The following is a 14,076-nucleotide window of genomic DNA, read 5'->3' as shown; positions in this document are numbered from 1 at the left end:
GCCCCCTGCCCCCGCGGGGGTGGTAGCCGCCCAAGGACCCCCCCCTGTGGGGTACGGCCGCCCCCGCGGAACGGGGGCCTGCCCGTCGCACCTAGGGGGGCCGGCGCCGGCTGGGGCGGGCCGCCGTTCGGCGTCCCGGTCCGCCTCACCCGCGCCCGAGCGCCTCCCGCACCCGCCCGAGCACCGCGCCCTCGTCGCGCCCCACGCTCCCGTCCGCCACCGCGACCTCCTCGCACATCGCGAGCACGGCCGCCGCGAAGTCGTCCGCCTCGACGGCCGACCGCGCGGCCACCAGCGCCACCGACTCCCGCAGCGCGGCCAGCACCCCGGCCTCGACGTCCGCCAGGGAGCCCGCGGGCAGCTCGGGCGCGTCCGAGTCCACCGCGTCGCGCACCGCGGGCGGCAGCGCCGCCATGGCCCGGATGCCGGCGTGGCTCTCCTGGTCGAGCGCCCCCTCCTCCGCGACCGAGACGAGCACCATCGCGCCGTAGACGGCAGTGCGCAGCGTCCTGCTCTCCGCGTCCGTGTATCCACCCATGTGGATCACCCTAGATGTGCGCGAACCCCTTGCCCGGCCCGCCGTCCCGCAACGCATCGTGCACAGTGGACGGGCGCGGTCGGGCCCCCTTCGCCCGTGGCGGCGAGCCCCTGTGACGCCCGCCACTCACCTGTGTTCGAGGGAAGGCATCCGAAGATTTACCTGTTCGAACAGGTAACTCTTCGAATCGACCAACCGGGAGAACACCGTGCCGCACGTCTCGCACACCGCGATCGTCCACGCCACCTACGACGAGGTCCGCGCCCTGCTCGCGGACAAGGTCGAGCACCCGGAGAAGTACGTGCCCGTCACCCGCAGCAGGATCCTGGAGCGCACCGACGAGCACGTCCTGCGCGAGATGTTCCAGCCCCACCCGGTCCCGCTGACCATCCGCGAGGAGATCCGCGAGACGGCCCTGGAGGACGGTGTCGACATCGTGTTCGAGCACGTCGACAACCCCACCTACACCGGCAGGTTCCACAACGTGCTCCGCCGGGGACCCGACGGCGTGACCCTGGAGTACCGCATGGAGTGGACGCCCGTCTCGGGCCCGGACCCCATGTCCGACGAGGAGGCGGCCCGCATGGTCCGCGACGGCGTCGCCCACCTGAAGCGCCTCGCCGAGAACCGCGGGTGACGCGAGTGGCGCCGGCGCGAATGCTGTACGTGCCCCCGGTGCGACTCGAACGCACACTGGACGGATTTTGAGTCCGCTGCCTCTGCCGATTGGGCTACGGGGGCCGGCGGGAGCACTCTACTGGATCGACCCCGCCCGCCCGCCGCCCACCCCGGCGCGCGGGAACCGCGCCGGGACCGCGCTCGGGGGCCGCGCCCCCGACCCCGTCAGGACCTGACCAGGCGGCCGATCGCCGCCGACGCCTCGGCGATCTTCTCGTCCGCCACCTCGCCGCCCTCCGCGACGGCCTGCGCCACGCAGTGCTTGAGGTGCTCGTCCAGCAACCCCAGGGAGACGGCCTGCAACGCCTTCGTCGCGGCCGAGATCTGGGTCAGCACGTCGATGCAGTAGTCGTCGTTCTCGATCATCCGCTGGAGGCCGCGGACCTGCCCCTCGATCCGCCTCAGCCGCTTGAGGTACGCGTCCTTGTCCGCCGTGTAACCGTGCATCGCTCCCGGCCTTCCCTACCCTGGGCGGGTATCCCCCACCAGGATAGGACACTCGTCCGGGTGTGACACGTACCACGGACGGAGGTTCGGAGGTCCTCACATTTCAGGCCGGTGGTTTAGCCGGCGAAATGACCCGTCCGGGGGCATCAGGCACATTTTCAGCGCGAAAGGTTAGGCAATATTCCGGTCGTGCACTATGGTGTCGTCCGAAGCGTGTGGCGCTGCACAAGTCGAGGGCAGCACGCGCTATGCGAGCACACACGGAGGAACAGTGGCACAGCAGACCGTCGTCCAACTCATCGACGACCTCGACGGCAGCGAAGCCGCCGAGACCGTGACCTTCGCGCTGGACGGTGTGGAGTACTCCATCGACCTCTCCAAGGAGAATGCGGACAAGCTCCGCGACTCCCTGGCCGACTTCGTCGCCAAGGCGCGCCGCGCGGGGGGCCGCAAGCAGCGCAAGGGTACCGGCAAGAGCACGGTAAAGGCTGGTGACAAGGCCCAGGCGCAGGCGATTCGGGACTGGGCGCGCGCCCAGGGGCACCAGATCTCCGACCGGGGCCGCATTCCCCAGGGCCTGGTCGTCCAGTTCCAGGAAGCGCACGCCTCCTGACCCGCGAGCCGGTTTTCCCCTGCGGCGACCTCGGGCCTCCGCAGGGGAAACCGCTGGTCAGTGGTTCAACCACGACCCGGGAAAGCGGCTCCCAGCAGCCTGAGCAGGGCGGTCGCCTTGACGGCCGTCTCCTCGAATTCCGCCACCGGGTCGGACAGCGCGATGACCGCGCCGCCGACCCCGAAACTCACCTTGTCGCGGTCCACCACCAGCGTCCTGATGACGATGCTGAAGTCGGCCGTTCCGGAGAGTGAGAAGTAACCCAGCGCCCCCGAGTACACACCGCGGGGCCCGGCTTCCAGCCCGTCGATGATCTGCATTGTCCGGATCTTGGGAGCCCCCGTCATCGACCCGCCCGGGAACGCCGACCTAACGGCGGCCACCGCGGAACTCCCGGAACGCAGCCTTGCCCGAACGGTGCTGACGAGCTGGTGCACCGTCGCGTAGCTCTCCACCTCGAAGATCCTGGGCACCTCGACGCTGCCGACTTCCGCGTTATGCCCCAGATCATTGCGGACCAGGTCCACGATCATCAGGTTCTCCGCGCGGTCCTTCGGGCTGGTGGCCAAGGACTCCCGCAAAGCCCCGTCCTCCGCCGCCGTGGCGCCGCGGGGCCGCGTCCCCTTGATTGGCTCCGATTCCACGACACCCCGCCGGTCGACCCGGATGAACCGCTCGGGTGAAGTGCTGAGCACGGAGAGCGCACCGAAACGGAGCAGCGCGCCGAACGGCGCCGGGCTCGTCGCGCGCAGGAACCGGTAAGCCCCCCAGGGATCGACCGCGCCGTTCCCCGTCACGGTGTTGGTCAGGCACACCTCGTAGCTCTCGCCGGCCGCCACGGCCTCCTGGCAGGCCGCCACCAGCTTCAGGTACTGGGCCCGGCCGTGCCGCGCCACGACCGGGCCCACACGGACGGGTGACGGCGGCTCGGTCGGCCCCGGTGTGAAACCGTGGAGGAATTGCGCCGTTCGGTCGAGCCAGCCGTCGGCGTCGGACAGCGCCAGCAGGTAGGTGCGGCGGGAATGGTGGTCGAAAACGAGCGCCCGGTCGGCGAAGACGAATGCCGCGTCGGGCTGCTCCGAACGGTGGGCCGCGTCGCCGCCGCATTCCGCCTTCAGTTCGTAGCCGAGGTAGCCCACCCAGCCCAGCGCGAAGTCGAACGGCACGTCGGGTTGGGCCACCCGCCACGCCGCCAGGTCGGCCTCCAGCCAGTCGAGGAACGGGCCGGGGTGCGCCTCGCCGCCTACGGTCACGCGGCCGGTCGCCACGTCGTAGGTCGCCACCCGGGCGAGGGGGCCGCGGGCGTCGCCCATCACGGAGAACCGGCCCCGCTCGCCCTCCAGGGCGCTGTCCAGCCAGAAGGCGTCGGTGGACGCGCCGTAGAGGGCCGCGAACACGTCCTCGGGCGGCGGGTGGGCGTCTACGCGGCGCACCAGCACCTCGCGGGTCGCCGCGGGCTCGGGGGCGCGTGGCGGCCCGGCAGGCGAAGGCACGGGGCCGGGGGCGCGTGACGATCCGGCGGGGGAAGACGTAGGCTCGGGGACGCGTGGCGGCCCGGCGAGCGAAGGCACGGGCTCGTCGGGGGCGCGTGGCGGCCCGGCGGGAGAAGACGCGGGCCCGGGGGCGCGTGGTAGCCCGGCGGGAGAAGGCGCGGGGACCTCGGCGGGGTGGGGCGCGCGGAGGTCCCCTGGAACCTGTGCCCCGGCGGGGAACTCCGTGGAGGGCTGCGCCGGGGCGTGGAGGCGCGCGGGCGCGACCGCCGCCTCCGGTCTGGCCGCCTCGGTCAGGTCGCGGAAGTTCGCCAGCAGCGCGCGCCCGTGCGCGGTGCAGACCGACTCCGGGTGGAACTGCACGCCCCAGGCGGGCCGCGACCGGTGCCGCACCCCCATCAGCACCCCGTCCGAGGGCGCCCAGGCGATCGCCTCCAGCGACGGCGGCAGGTCGGACACCGCCAGCGAGTGGTACCGCACGACCGGCAGCGGCGACGGCAGGCCGGCGAACAGGTCCACGCCGGTGTGCCGGACCTCGTCCACCACCCCGTGGCGGGGCGTCACCCGTTCGACTGATGCCCCGTGCGCCAGGCACAACCCCTGGTGACCGAGGCACACCCCGAGCAGCGGGACGGCGGCGTGCTCGACGACCGCGCGGCACAGCCCGAAGTCGCCGGGCTCCTGCGGCCGGCCGGGTCCGGGCGAGATCACGACGTTGTCGAAGGAGGACAGCCAGGACAGCCGGAACCCCGGGTCGTCGTTGGCGATGACGACCGGCTCCCGCCCGTTCACCTCGGCCAGGTGGTGGAAGAGGTTGAACGTGAACGAGTCGTGGTTGTCGATGAGCAGGGTCCGCATGGCGAACAGCACGGTACCTGCAAGAACACCCGAAAGGGTCAGCCCGGAGAGGCCGGACACACCGGCCTCCCCGGGTGGACCGCTAGTCCAGGTGGAACCTGGCGTCGACCGCCAGCACGGCGAGCTGGTGCCCGTCCAGCGGCACGGCCGCCATGCCGGGGTGCCCGGACTCCCCGTACTCCCTGGACACGCCGATCATGACCAGCGTGCCGTCGGGGTGCCGGTAGAAGGCCCCGGCCTCGTAGGTGTTGGCGCCGGGGTCCGCACCGGCCCCGGTCACCACGCCGACCCGCTTGCCGTCGACCTCGACGACCTCGCAGGTGCCGCCGGACAGCGGGTACGGGTACCGGGTGGCCGCCTCGCACGCCTCGCCCCGGACCCGGCTGTTGCCCTTGGTCTCGACCTGGACCCACAGCTCGGCCACCCCCGGCTCACCGGGTCGCACGAGCGGCGTGGTCGCGGTGTACTCCCAGACCTGGACGCCGTTGACGGTGTTCGCGTACTGGCCCTGGTGCCGGCTCATGGGGCCGTAGTCGGCGTGGCCGATCCGCTCCCGGTCCTCGCCCTTCACCCCGGCGGGCAGCGCCGCCCTCAGGTCGTCGAGCAGCCCGCGGGCCCGGTCCGCGCGGGGTCCGCTGGTCGCGGTCCGGTCGGTCTGCCCGTCGGGCCACGGCGTCTCGGTGCTCGCCGGCGCCGACGGGGGCGCGGCCGTCGTCACCGTGACCGGCGGCCCCGACGGCTGCCCCGTGGGGGTGACCGAAGGCCGCGGCGGGGCCTCGTCGGAGGGCTGCGAGGCCACCAGCACCCCGTCCCCGCCACCGCCACCGCCGACCAGGTTCGGCGCCAGCACCGCGCCCACCGCGATGCCCACCACGGCGAGGCCCGCGCCCCACGTGGCCTTGCGGCGGCGGTGGGCCCGCCTGCCCCGGTCGAGTGCGGCCCCGGCGTCCATCGGCGGCGGCGGGCTGCTCGCCACCACCGCGTCGCGCATCGCGCTCCTCAGCTCGTGCTCGTTCATCGCACCTTTTCTCCCTGATGGGGGTTGACCAGGCCGCGCAGCGTCTGCAGCCCCCGCGCGGCCTGGCTCTTCACCGTTCCTTCGGAACAGCCCAACGCCCTGGCGGCGTCCTCCACCGACAGGTCCTCCCAGTACCGCAGGACCAGGACCGCGCGCTGCCTCGGCGGCACCTGCGCCAGCGCCGCGAGCAGCACCAGCCGGTCCTCCGCCGAGCCGCGCCCGACCGCCGCCCGCTCGGTCGGCGGCTCGCCCACCCGCTCCCTGCGGAACCACCCCCGGCGCTGCTCCGAGACGAACGTCCGGACCAGCGTCCGACGGGCGTAGGCGTCGAGTGCCTCGTGCCGGTCGATCCGCCGCCAGGCCAGGTAGAGCTTGGTGAACGCGGCCTGGACCAGGTCTTCGGCACGGTGCCAGTCGCCGCACAGCAGGTACGCCGTGCCGCGCATGGCCTCGGACCGCGCCGCGAAGTACTCCGCGAACGCGGTGTCCCGGTCACTCATGTGTCCCTCCCCACTGCGGTACGGGGTAATCACGCCCCCGGGCCGCCAGGGGGTTGCACGGCTGGTTCGGAATTCGTGGAAACTGGACACATCACCCCTGGGGAGGACCGGCTTGTTCGTCTTGTTGCTGGCCGTCGTGCTGGGCGCGGCGCACTACTACATCTGGAAGCGCGTGGTGCGGGACACGACCGCGCCGGGACGCGCGCGCCGGGTCGGCACGGTGGCGATCGTGCTGCTCTACGTGTTGATGATGGCCGCCTTGGTGGTCACCAGGCTGGGCACGGCGTTCGACGCGCTGGTCGCCTGGCCCGGCTACCTCTGGTTCGCCGCGGCGTACTACCTGGTGCTGCTGCTGGCCGTGCTGGAGGTGCCCCGGCTGCTGCTGGTGCGGGCGGCGCGCGAGCAGGAGAAGGTGCCGGTCCCGGTGGGCGCGGAGGTCGCCGAAGGCGACCCCGAAGCGGTGGCCGCGCCGGTGCCCGAGGCGCCCGGCGTGGACGTGGGCCGGCGGTTGTTCATCGCCCGGTCGCTCGCCGTGGCCGGCGGGGTCGCCGCCGCGGGCGTGGTCGGCTACGGCGCGACGCAGGCGCTGGGCGACCCGAGGGTCAACCGGGTGCCGATCACGCTGGGCAAGCTCGACCCCCGGCTGTCGGGCTACCGGATCGCCGTGGTCAGCGACATCCACCTGGGGCCGCTGCTGGGCCGCGAGCACACCGAGCGGCTCGTGCGCATGATCAACGAGCAGCAGGCGGACCTCGTGGCGATCGTGGGCGACCTGGTCGACGGCACGGTGGAGAAGCTGGGCGAGGCGGCGGCTCCGCTGCGCGACCTGACGAGCACGCACGGCAGCTTCTTCGTGACCGGCAACCACGAGTACTACTCGGGCGCGCAGCCGTGGCTGACCGAGCTGGAGCGGCTCGGGGTCAACCCGCTGCGCAACGAGCGGCTGGCGATCGAGCGCGCGGGCGCGGCGTTCGACCTCGCGGGCGTCAACGACGTCAACGGCGAGTCGTTCGACGACGCGCCGGACTACGCGCGGGCGCTGGACGGGCGCGACACCAGCCGGCCGGTGGTGCTGCTGGCGCACCAGCCGGTGCAGGTGCGCGAGGCCGCCAAGCACGGCGTGGACCTCCAGCTGTCCGGGCACACGCACGGCGGCCAGATGTTCCCGTTCCACCTCCTGGTGGGGCTCCAGCAGCCGGTGCGCAGCGGCCTGGAGACGGTCGACGGCACCCAGGTCTACACGTCGAACGGCGCCGGTTTCTGGGGTCCGCCGGTCCGCGTGGGCGCGCCGCCGGAGATCGCGGTCGTGGAGCTGCGTCACAACTTCGCCGGCTGATAGCGCGTTTTTCACCTCCAGCGCGTACTGTGGACCGCCGTGCCCGAAGACGGTCAGGCCGTGCCAGTTCACGGCTGCGGAGGGGGACCCCTAGCGAGATGACGAAGAGCTTTGCCGATCACCGGCTACACGAGGCAACAGCTCGTATTCGTCGTTTCCTGGACCGAGATCGACCGGATACCCCCTGCCTGGTCATCGACCTGCCCACGGTGCGCGAGCGGTTCACCGCCATCCGCGCCGCGCTGCCGGGGGTCGGGATCTTCTACGCGGTGAAGGCGAACCCCGCGCCCGAGGTCGTGGAGCTGCTGGCGGCCGAGGGGTCGAGCTTCGACGTGGCCTCGCCCGCGGAGATCGACCTGTGCCTGGCGCGCGGCGCCGCGCCGGCCTCGATCTCCTACAGCAACCCGATCAAGAAGGCGCGGGACATCGCCTACGCGCACCGGCGCGGCGTGCGACTCTTCGTGTCCGACAGCGAACAGGACGTGCGCGCGATCGCCGCGCACGCGCCCGGCGCGTCGGTGCTGCTGCGGATCCTGGTCAACAGCAAGGGTTCCACGTACCCGTTCGGGAAGAAGTTCGGCTGCGCTCCCGAGATGGCGGCGGATCTCCTGCGGTTGAGCCAGGAGCTGGGACTGGTTCCGCTCGGCGTCGCGTTCCACGCCGGTTCGCAGCAGCTCGACCCGAACGGCTGGGACGGCGCGATCGCCGACGCCGCCCAGGTCGTGCTGAAGCTGCGCGCCGAGGGGCTGCCGCTGACCACGCTGAACCTCGGCGGCGGACTGCCCGCCGGGTACCTGGAGCAGCCGCCGCCGCTGGCCGACTACGCGAGCGCCATCACCGCCTCCGTCGCGCGCCACTTCGGGGACTTCTCCCCCGAGGTCATGGTCGAACCCGGCCGCGCGGTCGTGGCCGAGTCCGGGCTCCTGCGCTCCGAGGTCGTGCTGGTGTCGCGCAAGTCCTACGGGGACGAACGGCGCTGGGTCTACCTGGACGTCGGCCGCTACGGCGGGCTGGCCGAGACCGAGGGCGAGGCGATCGCCTACCCGCTGGTGTGCGGGCGCGACGGCGCGCCGCTGCCGGCCGAGCCCTCCGGGCCGGTCGTGCTGGCCGGGCCGACGTGCGACGCGGACGACGTCCTGTACCAGCACACCTGCTACGAGTTGCCGCTGGACCTGCGGGCCGGCGACCACGTCGACCTGCTCGGCGCGGGGGCCTACACGGCCAGCTACTCGTCCGTGGCCTTCAACGGCTTCGCGCCGTTGGCCACCTACTGCGTGCGATGAGCGCGCCCCAGGTTGTCCTCGCACTTCCTCCTGAAGATGTTTGGAGTGATTGATGTCCGAACTCCCGTGCGGACCCGAGCCGGTCGGCTTGTTCGCAGGACAGCACGTGCTGGCCGAGCTGGAAGGCGTCAGCGCGGAACTGCTGGACGACGAGCGGTTCCTGCGGCACGCGCTCGGTGAAGCGCTCACCCAGGCCGATGCCACGGTGTTGGAGGTGGTCTCCAAGCAGTTCGAGCCGCAAGGGGTCACCGTGCTGGCCCTGTTGTCGGAGTCGCACGCGTCCATCCACACCTATCCCGAGGTCGGGAAGGTGTTCGTGGACGTGTTCACGTGCGGCACGCGCGCCAAGCCCGCGCTCGCGGTGCAGCTCCTGGCCGAGGCGCTGGGAGCCGCGTCCACGCGGACGGACATGATCAAGCGGGGCAGCAACCGCGTGCCCGCGCTCGTCGGTGAGGAGAAGCCTTGATCCGCGAACCGCTCGCGGCCGGCCTGACCAGGCACTGGGACGTCGACGAGGTCGTGGTCGACACGCGCACGGCGTTCCAGCACCTCGTGATCGCCCGCACCGCCCAGGGGTTGTCGCTGTTCTGCGACGACGACCGGCAGAGCACCGAGTTCAGCCAGCTGACCTACCACGAGGCGCTGATGGTCCCCGCGCTGCTGCTCGCGGACCGCGTCGACCGGGTGCTGGTCATCGGGTCGAGCGAGGGCGTGGTGTGCCAGATGGCCGTGGCGGCGGGCGCGTCGGTGGTCGACCACATCGACATCGACGAGCAGGCCGTGAAGCTGTGCGCCGAGCACCTGCCCTACGGCTACACGCTCGACGAGCTGGCGCTGGCGGAGAAGGGCGAGGGCCCGATCCGCGTGCGCTACATCGACGGGTACGAGTACATCCGCACCACCTCCGAGCGCTACGACATCGTCCTGGTGGACCTGCCGGACGAGCGCGAGGAGGAGGCGCAGCACAACCGCCTGTACGGCGAGGAGTTCCTGCGCATGTGCAAGGCGCTGCTCACGCCGGGCGGCGTCGTGGTGTCCCAGGCCGGGTGCCAGACGATGTGGCGCAACGCCACGCTGGTCCGGATGTGGCAGCGGTTCACGGACGTGTTCGGCACGGTGGCGTACTACGGCTCGGACGAGCACGAGTGGGCTTACCTGTTCGGCCGGGCCGACGAGGTGGCCGACCCGACCGCGCTGATGGTCGAGCGGCTGCCGGGGTCCGGGTACCGGCCGGAGACGATCGACGAGTTGGCGTTGCGCGGCAACTCGATCCCGCCTTACCGGGTGCGGCACTCGCGGGCGTGAGCTTGCGGAGTTCGGGCCTGTGGGGTTCGGGCCTGTGGGGTTCGGGCCTGTGGGGTTCGGGCCTGTCGGGTTCGGGCCGATGACCGGCCGGGGGCCGTCCCGCTCTGCGGGGCGGCCCCCGGTTCGTGCCCGGGTCAGGTGGTGGGCGCGGTTGCCCAGGGCAGGGTTCCGGCTCGTGCGACGGCCGGTTCGGCTGTCGGTTCCACGGCGGCGCACCGCGTCCCGTCGCGCGGCACGACCAGGTCGATCAGGTAGGCGTCGGTGGCCGCCCGGGTGCAGTCGCTGCGGTCGTAGACGCCGTGGCCCCAGCCGTCGTAGGTCAGCAGCGAGGTGGCGCGGCCGGCTTGGCGGTTGGCGTTGACGGCCCACTCGTGCGCGGTCGCCGGGTCGTGCCGCGCGTTGAGCAGCAGGATCCTCGGGTCGCCGGTGACGCGCAGCCGGCGCTGCGGGTTGACCGCGTCACCGGCGCGGCCCACGCAGGCCGCCACCGCGTCCGCGCCCAGCGGGGAGCCCTGCATGGTGGGCGCGGCCCGGCGGGCGCGCTCGGTCAGGGCGGCGAACTCGCGGTGGTCGCGCACGGGCAGGTGCCAGTCCAGGCAGAACACGGCGGGGAACGGGTGGGGCACCAGCTCCGGCGTGGTGGGGGCCGGGGTGGTGGGGGCCGGGGTGGTGGGGGTGTGTCCTGCGTCCAGCGCCTCCAGGTACCCGGCGAGCGCCGCCCAGGTCGGGCCGTAGAACGCGGCGAACGCCTCCCGGCGGACCTGTTCCGGGGTGACCGCCCCCAGCTCGCCGCGGCCGGCCCGCGCCAGCAGGTCGTGCCACAGCGCGACCACGTCCCGGCCGTGCAGCGCGCAGGACGGCGTGCGGTCGCACCAGGCGACGAACTCCCGGAAGGAGTCCTCGGCGGCCGCGGCCTCGGTCTCGACGAACGCCCCGACGCCCAGGCTGTGGTCCATGTTGCTGTCCAGGACCATGGCGCGGATCCGGTGCCCGTACCGCTCGGCGTACTGCCGGCCGATCATCGTGCTGTAGGACAGGCCGAAGTAGTTGATCTCCCGTTCGCCCAGCGAGCGGCGCAGCGCGTCCAGGTCCCGGACCACGCTGCCGGTGTCGACGTGGTCGTGCAGCGGTCCCGTGTTGGCGCGGCAGTCGTCGGCCAGCTCCCGGTTGTGGCGGGCCAGGCGCGCGAACCCGGCGCCGTCGGTCGGCGTGGTCGAAGGCGCCCGGGCGAGCTCGGCCGCCGAGCACACCACCGGGTTGCTGCGGGCGACGCCACGCGGGTCGAAACCGACGACGTCGAAGCGCGCCAGCACGTCCGGGCTGAAGTACCGGTCCGCGACCAGGGCGAAGTCGACGCCGGAACCGCCGGGCCCGCCGAGGTTGACGAACAGCACGCCCTTGCGCGCGGCCGGGTCGTCGGCCCGCTGCCGGGCCAGCGCGAGGGTGAACACCTCGCCGCCGGGGTCGGCCCAGTCCACCGGGAGGCGGACCTCGCCGCACTCGACGTCGGCCCGCTCGGGGCACGGCGCCCACGTGATGTCGGCGCGGTGGCCGGGATCCCCCGACGCGGTGCCCGTGGCGAGCGCGCTCGCGAGCACTGCGGCGGCGACCACCGGGATGGTGCGTTTCATGCGTCCCCCTGTCCTGCGGTGAGCTGTGCGGTGAGCCGCACCGTGAGCTGCGCGCAGGTTTTCAAGGGGGTCGGGGTGGCCACAATCGACTCAGGTCGCGGTGGTCATCGCCCGTTGGTGGCGGATCCGGTCTCCGTCCGGGGGTTGCCCTGGCGGGCAGGACAACCCCCGGTCCGCGTCAGGCCAGGGCTTTCCTGAGGAAGTCGACCTGGAGCAGCAGCAGGTTCTCGGCGACCTGCTCCTGCGGCGTCATGTGGGTGACGCCGGACAGCGGCAGCACGGTGTGCGGGCGGCCGGCGGCGAGCAGCGCGTTGGACAGCCGCAGCGTGTGCGCGGCCACCACGTTGTCGTCGGCCAGGCCGTGCACGATCATCAGCGGGCGCTCCAGCTTCGGCGCGTCGGCGATGAGCGAGTTCGCGTCGTACACCTCGGGCCGGTCGTCCGGGTGGCCCAGGTAGCGCTCGGTGTAGTGGGTGTCGTAGAGCCGCCAGTCGGTGACCGGCGCGCCCGCGATGCCCGCGTGGAACACGTCCGGGCGGCGCAGCACGGCCAGCGCCGCCAGGTAGCCGCCGTAGGACCAGCCGCGGATGCCCACCCGGGTCACGTCGAGGTCCGGCTCGGTCGCGGCCACCGCGCGCAGCGCGTCCACCTGGTCCTCCAGCGTGGCGCCCGCGAAGTCGAACGCGATCTCGCGCTCCCACGCCGGACCGCGCCCCGGCGTGCCGCGGCCGTCCACGACGAGCACGGCGAAACCCTGGTCCGCCAGCCACTGCGAGGCCAGGTAGGCGTTGCGGGCCGCGAGGACCCGCTGGGCGTGCGGGCCGCCGTACGGGTCGAGCAGGACCGGCAGCTTCGTGCCCGGCACGTGGTCGCGCGGGAACAGCAGGGCGGCGCGCAGGTCCCGCTCGCCGACGGTCAGCAGCCGGACGTCGGGCGTCAGCACGGGCGTCTCGGCGAACGTGCCGATCTCGCCGCCGGTGGACACGGTGACCTTCGCGCCGAAGTGGTCCATCCCCGCCGACACCAGCACCAGCACCCCGCCACCGCGCGCGGCGCTGTGCACACCGTCCTCAGTGGACAAGCGGGTGACGCCGGTCGCGGTCGCCAGGTGGACGTGGACCTGCGTCGGGTCGTCGGAGGAGGCGGTGAGCAGCACGCCGTCCTCGGCCACGTCCAGCACCGCGCGCACCTGGAGGCCGTCCGGGGTCCACGGCCGGTCGCCGACCACGAGCCGGTTGGCGCCGTCGACCGGCAGCACGCGCACCAGCTCGCCCCCCGGCGTCCAGCGCGGCGCGCCGGGCACGACCTCCAGCCAGTGCGGGTCGGTGTCGTCCGCGACCACCTCGGTGGCGCCGGTCTCGACGTCCACCGCGAGCACCTGGACGCGGCGCTGGTCGCGGGACTGGACCTGGAGCAGCGGCCGGCCGGCGGAGGTCCACGACGCGGTGGTGAGGTACGGGAACGCCTCGCGGTCCCACTCGACGTCGACCCGGCCGTCGCCGAGCACCGCCAGCTCGACCACGGCGTTGGGCGTGCCCGCCGCGGGGTAGGCGATCTCGGTGGCCGGGGTGGCGGGGTTGGCGGGGTCGGCGATGTGCCAGCGCAGCACCGGCGAGTTGTCCACGCGCGCGGCGAGCACCCGCTCGCCGTCCGGGGCGAACCAGTAGCCCCGGTGGCGGCCCATCTCCTCGGCCGCGATGAACTCGGCCAGGCCCCAGGTCACGTCGGGGTTGTTGGGGCTGTCGGGGTTGTTGGGGCTGTCGGGGTTGGGGCTGTCGGGTTCGGCGAGCACGTGGTCCTCGCCGGTGGCCAGGTCGACGACGTGCAGCGCGCCGGCGGCGACGTAGCCCAGCTTGCGGCCGGTCGGGTCCAGCCTCGGGTCGATGGCCGACCCGGTGACCGGCAGCTCGCGGACCTCGCCGGTCACCAGCTCCGCCACGAACAGCCTGCCGGACAGGGCGAACGCGGCCCTCCGCACGTCCACGTCGGTCGAGTAGCCGACGATGCCGGCGCCCTGCTCGCGGCTGCGCTCGCGGCGGGCCCGTTCCTCCGGAGGCAGGTCCTCGGGGTCGGTCAGCAGGACGCCGGGGTCGACCAGCAGCGCCTCGGTCCGCGACGCGGTGTCGAACGCCCACAGCCCGTTCGCCCGGCTGGTGGCCGCGGCGGTGCGCAGGAAGTACACCTTGCCGCCGTCGGGTGCGACGGTGAAGGTCCGCGGTGCGCCGAGGGTGAACCGCTGGGTGCGCGCTTGTTGGCGCGGGAAGGAGGTCTCGTTGCCCACCCGGACACCTTAGGGCCTGGGGCTCGGGACCGGGCCTCGGGGGGCCCCGCGCGGTAGGCGGGGGCCGCCGCGCGGGGGGGGTGGTGGGTTTGACATGG

The 14,076-nt window shown here is 73.2% G+C and carries 13 protein-coding genes and 1 tRNA gene; 6 read left to right on the top strand and 8 right to left on the bottom strand.

Annotation, left to right across the window (positions count from 1 at the left end):
- Positions 1-145: 145 nt before the first annotated feature.
- Complete coding sequence (locus ACFV4N_RS26870) at positions 146-538, bottom strand: hypothetical protein (protein ID WP_499675373.1); 393 nt, start codon at positions 536-538, stop codon at positions 146-148.
- 208 nt (positions 539-746) lie between these two features.
- On the opposite strand from ACFV4N_RS26870, the gene ACFV4N_RS26865 reads away from it, so the two are divergent.
- Positions 747-1,175 (top strand): hypothetical protein, encoded by a 429-nt coding sequence (locus ACFV4N_RS26865; RefSeq protein ID WP_499675372.1) that lies wholly within the window; start codon positions 747-749, stop codon positions 1,173-1,175.
- A gap of 30 nt (positions 1,176-1,205) precedes the next feature.
- Here ACFV4N_RS26865 and ACFV4N_RS26860 read toward each other — a convergent pair.
- Both ACFV4N_RS26860 and ACFV4N_RS26855 read right to left on the bottom strand, forming a co-directional pair.
- Positions 1,206-1,279 (bottom strand) — tRNA-Leu (locus ACFV4N_RS26860).
- A gap of 102 nt (positions 1,280-1,381) precedes the next feature.
- Positions 1,382-1,663, bottom strand: coding sequence for a metal-sensitive transcriptional regulator (locus ACFV4N_RS26855; RefSeq protein WP_380634010.1), 282 nt, complete (start codon positions 1,661-1,663; stop codon positions 1,382-1,384).
- A gap of 271 nt (positions 1,664-1,934) precedes the next feature.
- On the opposite strand from ACFV4N_RS26855, the gene ACFV4N_RS26850 reads away from it, so the two are divergent.
- A complete protein-coding gene (locus tag ACFV4N_RS26850; RefSeq protein ID WP_033430611.1) occupies positions 1,935-2,276 on the top strand; it encodes a histone-like nucleoid-structuring protein Lsr2 in 342 nt (113 codons plus the stop codon).
- A gap of 65 nt (positions 2,277-2,341) precedes the next feature.
- Here the strand turns inward: ACFV4N_RS26850 and pabB are convergent, their stop codons facing one another.
- From pabB to ACFV4N_RS26835, 3 genes are all read right to left on the bottom strand, one after another.
- The gene (pabB, locus tag ACFV4N_RS26845; protein ID WP_499675371.1) at positions 2,342-4,624 is read right to left on the bottom strand and encodes an aminodeoxychorismate synthase component I; all 2,283 of its coding nucleotides are present in this window, start codon (positions 4,622-4,624) and stop codon (positions 2,342-2,344) included.
- 82 nt (positions 4,625-4,706) lie between these two features.
- The gene (locus ACFV4N_RS26840) at positions 4,707-5,642 is read right to left on the bottom strand and encodes a hypothetical protein (protein ID WP_499675370.1); all 936 of its coding nucleotides are present in this window, start codon (positions 5,640-5,642) and stop codon (positions 4,707-4,709) included.
- Entirely contained in the window at positions 5,639-6,142 is a 504-nt protein-coding gene (locus ACFV4N_RS26835; protein WP_499675369.1) for a SigE family RNA polymerase sigma factor, read from the bottom strand. Before ACFV4N_RS26835 ends, ACFV4N_RS26840 begins: the two co-directional genes overlap by 4 nt.
- A gap of 112 nt (positions 6,143-6,254) precedes the next feature.
- Here ACFV4N_RS26835 and ACFV4N_RS26830 point away from each other — a divergent pair, with 112 nt between their 5' ends.
- From ACFV4N_RS26830 to ACFV4N_RS26815, 4 genes are all read left to right on the top strand, one after another.
- The gene (locus ACFV4N_RS26830; RefSeq protein ID WP_499675368.1) at positions 6,255-7,478 is read left to right on the top strand and encodes a metallophosphoesterase; all 1,224 of its coding nucleotides are present in this window, start codon (positions 6,255-6,257) and stop codon (positions 7,476-7,478) included.
- Positions 7,479-7,576: 98 nt separating this feature from the next.
- A complete protein-coding gene (locus ACFV4N_RS26825; protein WP_499675367.1) occupies positions 7,577-8,761 on the top strand; it encodes a type III PLP-dependent enzyme in 1,185 nt (394 codons plus the stop codon).
- 52 nt (positions 8,762-8,813) lie between these two features.
- Positions 8,814-9,227 (top strand): adenosylmethionine decarboxylase, encoded by a 414-nt coding sequence (speD, locus tag ACFV4N_RS26820; protein WP_499675366.1) that lies wholly within the window; start codon positions 8,814-8,816, stop codon positions 9,225-9,227.
- Positions 9,224-10,066 (top strand): spermidine synthase, encoded by an 843-nt coding sequence (locus ACFV4N_RS26815; protein ID WP_499675365.1) that lies wholly within the window; start codon positions 9,224-9,226, stop codon positions 10,064-10,066. Before speD ends, ACFV4N_RS26815 begins: the two co-directional genes overlap by 4 nt.
- A 134-nt stretch (positions 10,067-10,200) precedes the next feature.
- On the opposite strand, the gene ACFV4N_RS26810 is transcribed toward ACFV4N_RS26815, so the two are convergent.
- Both ACFV4N_RS26810 and ACFV4N_RS26805 read right to left on the bottom strand, forming a co-directional pair.
- Positions 10,201-11,697, bottom strand: coding sequence for an alpha/beta hydrolase (locus tag ACFV4N_RS26810; RefSeq protein WP_499675364.1), 1,497 nt, complete (start codon positions 11,695-11,697; stop codon positions 10,201-10,203).
- A 178-nt stretch (positions 11,698-11,875) separates the two neighbouring features.
- The gene (locus ACFV4N_RS26805; protein ID WP_499675363.1) at positions 11,876-13,978 is read right to left on the bottom strand and encodes a S9 family peptidase; all 2,103 of its coding nucleotides are present in this window, start codon (positions 13,976-13,978) and stop codon (positions 11,876-11,878) included.
- Positions 13,979-14,076: the final 98 nt, after the last annotated feature.

The organism is Actinosynnema sp. NPDC059797, assembly GCF_042732085.1.
GTDB lineage: Bacteria > Actinomycetota > Actinomycetes > Mycobacteriales > Pseudonocardiaceae > Actinosynnema.
The sequence above is the reverse complement of the archived record's forward strand: the minus strand, read 5'-3'. Positions and strand labels throughout refer to the sequence as shown.

What these genes read in the sequence shown, in the direction of transcription:
- ACFV4N_RS26870 (WP_499675373.1), bottom strand. Translation starts at nt 538, where the DNA reads ATGGGTGGATACACGGACGCGGAGAGCAGGACGCTGCGCACTGCCGTC.
- ACFV4N_RS26855 (WP_380634010.1), bottom strand. Translation starts at nt 1,663, where the DNA reads ATGCACGGTTACACGGCGGACAAGGACGCGTACCTCAAGCGGCTGAGG.
- pabB (WP_499675371.1), bottom strand. Translation starts at nt 4,624, where the DNA reads ATGCGGACCCTGCTCATCGACAACCACGACTCGTTCACGTTCAACCTC.
- ACFV4N_RS26840 (WP_499675370.1), bottom strand. Translation starts at nt 5,642, where the DNA reads ATGAACGAGCACGAGCTGAGGAGCGCGATGCGCGACGCGGTGGTGGCG.
- ACFV4N_RS26835 (WP_499675369.1), bottom strand. Translation starts at nt 6,142, where the DNA reads ATGAGTGACCGGGACACCGCGTTCGCGGAGTACTTCGCGGCGCGGTCC.
- ACFV4N_RS26825 (WP_499675367.1), top strand. Translation starts at nt 7,577, where the DNA reads ATGACGAAGAGCTTTGCCGATCACCGGCTACACGAGGCAACAGCTCGT.
- speD (WP_499675366.1), top strand. Translation starts at nt 8,814, where the DNA reads ATGTCCGAACTCCCGTGCGGACCCGAGCCGGTCGGCTTGTTCGCAGGA.
- ACFV4N_RS26810 (WP_499675364.1), bottom strand. Translation starts at nt 11,697, where the DNA reads ATGAAACGCACCATCCCGGTGGTCGCCGCCGCAGTGCTCGCGAGCGCG.